Here is a 3,136-nt window from a genome sequence, read left to right as displayed (position 1 = left end):
AAACGCACCAGCGCCCATGGTACTGTGTCTCAAGACACGGGAGAGTCGGTCGCCGCCAGACCTGCACAGAACAAGACCAATCCATTCCCTCTCGACGATCGTCGCACCAGAAAGGCCGCCCTCCGGGGCGGCCTTTCTTGCGTTTGGCGGCCTCCCGGTCAGGCCCCGCGTCCGTTGGGTCATGGTCCTGCGGACAGCGGACGGGCCGCCACCCGGCTGTCCGCAGAACCCGGATCAGGCCTGCGGACAGTCGACCTTCCGGACGGGATCCCTGCGGACCGTCCGCCCGGGGCATGTTCGGGGTCGCAGGGTCTTCACGCGAGCCGGCATCCAGCTCGCTGACAAGGCTCTAGCGCAGGCGGCGTCCGTCCTTCGGGATGGTGGAGAGGTCGAAGGCGTAGCCCTTGGCCGCGAGGGCCTCGAGGACCAGGTACTTCACGGTCACCCGGCGATCGAGGGCTTCCTGCCGCAGAGCCGTCCAGACGGGATCCGGCACCTCGACCTTCAGAACCGTCCCCTTGGGCCGCCGCTTGGCGGAAGCCCGGGCCTTCGTGGTCCGGGCCGGTCCGGCGGTCTCCGCGGGCTCGGCCGGCCGGGCTTCAGGGAGGAGCCGGGGCGCGGCCGCCAGCCCAGCGGGGGCGCTTGAGGCCCGCGTGAAGCCGAGGTCGCTCGTGGCGGCCGCCAGCTGCCGGGCATCCTCCGGACTCGTATGCGGGCGCGGGCGGGGCGAGGGCAGGAACGGAGGCTTGCTCATCGTCAGGCTCCCTGCTGCTCGGCCAGAATGGCGAGGAGTTCGTTCAGGACGCCGCCCACCTCGGCGGCGGCCTTCGGATCGCCCCCCGGCCCGGCCGGCGTCGATCCCGTGAAGTGCATGGACTGGTACGCGGCCCGCTGGATCACCTCGGTCCGCAGCAGCGGGATGCCGGCGCCCTGGATCTCCTCCCGGGCATGCTGGGCGACGCGGCTCTGCAGGGGTGACATCTGGGTCAGGACCACCCGGGCCGGGATCGATCGGCGCAGCATGCGCTCGGCCCGCTGCACCACCTCGTAGGTCCGGAACACCTCCTGCAGGTCCATCCCCGAGATCTTGGTGGGGATCAGCACGAGGTCCGACTCGGCGATCGCATAGGTGACGGCCTGCGAGGCGGCCCCCTCGAGGTCCACCAGGACGATCCCGTACTGCGTCGCCGCCTCCGCGATGCGGTCGAGGATGACGGTCTCCGTCACGCCCGAGATGACCGCGACGGTGGAGTCCGCCCCCGCGCGCTCGCGCCACGCGCCGACATGTCCGTTCGGGTCGGCGTCGACGATGGCCACGCTCCCCCCCTGCCGGGCGAAGGCGTCGGCCAGGCAGATCACGAGAGTCGTCTTCCCGACCCCCCCTTTCGTCGAACAGACGCTGATGACCGCCATCGCGAGGCTCCCCGGGTTCCCAGGACCCAAATCCCCGGGGACCCATCCCCAAGAGCCCAAGTTCCCTAGCGTCCAAATCCCCAAGAACCCGTAAACCCAATTGGGTTCTTGGGCAAAAGGGCATTTGCCCATCTGAACGAAATACGCATGCTTTTATGGAGGGTTGGGCTTTTCTACATAGTCCTGCCGGATCGGTCGGGACGGCTGCCCGAACCCTTGGTTCGATCCGCTCGACCCCGGCGAACGCCTGTCTCGATCCGCTGGCCCGGTCGAGATGTAGGGCGCGCGTCGGTCGTGGCAGGAAGCACCGACCAGGCGCCGCTGCGGAACGGCACAAGTCCCTGGTTTGACAGGAGAGCCCCTCGCATGCCGAATGTGCGGTCTCGGTCCCTTGCTCGACCGGGGATTCGATCAAGGAACCACCGCCTCACCGCAGTAGGACCCTGAAACGACAACGGCCCCCCAGTCGCCAAACCGGAAGGGCCGTCAAATCGTAGATGTGCCGAGGAACACCGAAGGTCCTCAGCACATCATAGCTCCCCTCAGGAGTCAATCGGGAATGTGCATTCTCGATGCGATGTCGCTCGGCCCGATGCGGTCCCAACCCAGGGACCACCATGTCGTTCGACCACCTGCTCAGTCTCGTTAACCATGTTCCCCTCGCCGCCCTGGACGGCCTGAGCCGCGATGTGTGGCGCGCGACCGGGGAGGGCGCCCTGACCGAGGCCCAGGCTCAGGCGCTCGCCGAAGCCATCCACGGCCGTCGCAGACCGGCCCTCCAGGCCTCCGCCATCGCCCTCGGATGCCTCAAGGCCGCTTCCCCTCAGAAGCCCCCTGGGGCGGCTTCAGGAGCCCCAGGGACGCCCGCGGCCAAGGAGCCGCGCCTCTGGTCCTATTTCCCCGTCAAGCAGCCTCAGCACACCCCAGACCGAGCCCGGTCGATGGAGCGCCGGCGGATCCTCGCGGCCTCCGGCCCCATGCCGCCGAAGCTCGCCTGCCTGTTCACCACGGGAGAGCTGGCGATCCTCAAGATCGTGTCCGACACATTCGTCCTCGACCGCCAATGCACCCTCTCGATCTCCGAGATCGCCGCACGGGCCGGTATGGGCCACACCAAGACGCGCCTGGCCCTGCGGATCGCCCAGAATGCCGGCCTGCTGTCGATCACGGAGCGGCGGGTCCAGTACCGTCCCAACCTCACCAACGTGGTTCGGATTGTCTCGCCGACCTGGCTGGGATGGCTATCGTGCCGGAAACCCCGGAGCAAGGCTTCGGAGAAAGCTGGCGGGGACGTCGTCACCCCCCGGGTCTGCCCGTCCGGCCAGCGCGGAAGGGGGGGAGGGTTCACTTTTGAGAAGGCCACGGAATCAAGGGTTTACGAGGAAAGAGGTGACCTGTCGTACAACCAGGAGGTGATCCGGAGCGCAGGCTCTTCAAGGTTGAGGTCCGATGCCCCCTTCCCACCTCGAAAATGGGGTCCGTGAACCTCTAAAAGCACGCGAAACGCTGACCTGAGGACGTGTCGAGGTCACACGATCGGGGACGGAGATTCCGGCCCGGGAGAGTCGTGACCTCGACACGTCCTCGGATCGGGGGCTGCGTCCGGAGAGAACCAAACTGCGACATGTGCGTTTTGCCCGATCGGGGGTGTTGACGGGTTCGGGTGTGGTCCGTATACCCCGGTTCATCGGCGGGCGGCCAACGGGGTTGGCGGCTTGCTTTT

At 67.7% G+C, this 3,136-nt stretch carries 3 protein-coding genes; 1 reads left to right on the top strand and 2 read right to left on the bottom strand.

Features of this window, described 5'->3' with window-relative positions; all coding sequences use genetic code 11:
* Positions 1-349 precede the first annotated feature (349 nt).
* Both AC3WLN_RS23850 and AC3WLN_RS23845 read right to left on the bottom strand, forming a co-directional pair.
* On the bottom strand, positions 350-754 hold the full coding sequence (locus tag AC3WLN_RS23850; RefSeq protein WP_492485434.1) for a hypothetical protein: 405 nt from the start codon (positions 752-754) through the stop codon (positions 350-352).
* 2 nt (positions 755-756) lie between these two features.
* The gene (locus AC3WLN_RS23845; RefSeq protein ID WP_492485432.1) at positions 757-1,413 is read right to left on the bottom strand and encodes a nucleotide-binding protein; all 657 of its coding nucleotides are present in this window, start codon (positions 1,411-1,413) and stop codon (positions 757-759) included.
* A 617-nt stretch (positions 1,414-2,030) separates the two neighbouring features.
* On the opposite strand from AC3WLN_RS23845, the gene AC3WLN_RS23840 reads away from it, so the two are divergent.
* Positions 2,031-2,897, top strand: a complete 867-nt coding sequence (locus AC3WLN_RS23840) for a hypothetical protein (protein WP_492485430.1) — start codon at positions 2,031-2,033, stop codon at positions 2,895-2,897.
* Positions 2,898-3,136 lie beyond the last annotated feature (239 nt).

It is taken from the genome of Methylobacterium sp. FW306-05-D, assembly GCF_058782155.1.
Note: the sequence above shows the minus strand (reverse complement) of the source record. Positions and strands in the feature narration are given on the sequence as shown.

What these genes read in the sequence shown, in the direction of transcription:
- AC3WLN_RS23850 (WP_492485434.1), bottom strand. Translation starts at nt 754, where the DNA reads ATGAGCAAGCCTCCGTTCCTGCCCTCGCCCCGCCCGCGCCCGCATACG.
- AC3WLN_RS23845 (WP_492485432.1), bottom strand. Translation starts at nt 1,413, where the DNA reads ATGGCGGTCATCAGCGTCTGTTCGACGAAAGGGGGGGTCGGGAAGACG.
- AC3WLN_RS23840 (WP_492485430.1), top strand. Translation starts at nt 2,031, where the DNA reads ATGTCGTTCGACCACCTGCTCAGTCTCGTTAACCATGTTCCCCTCGCC.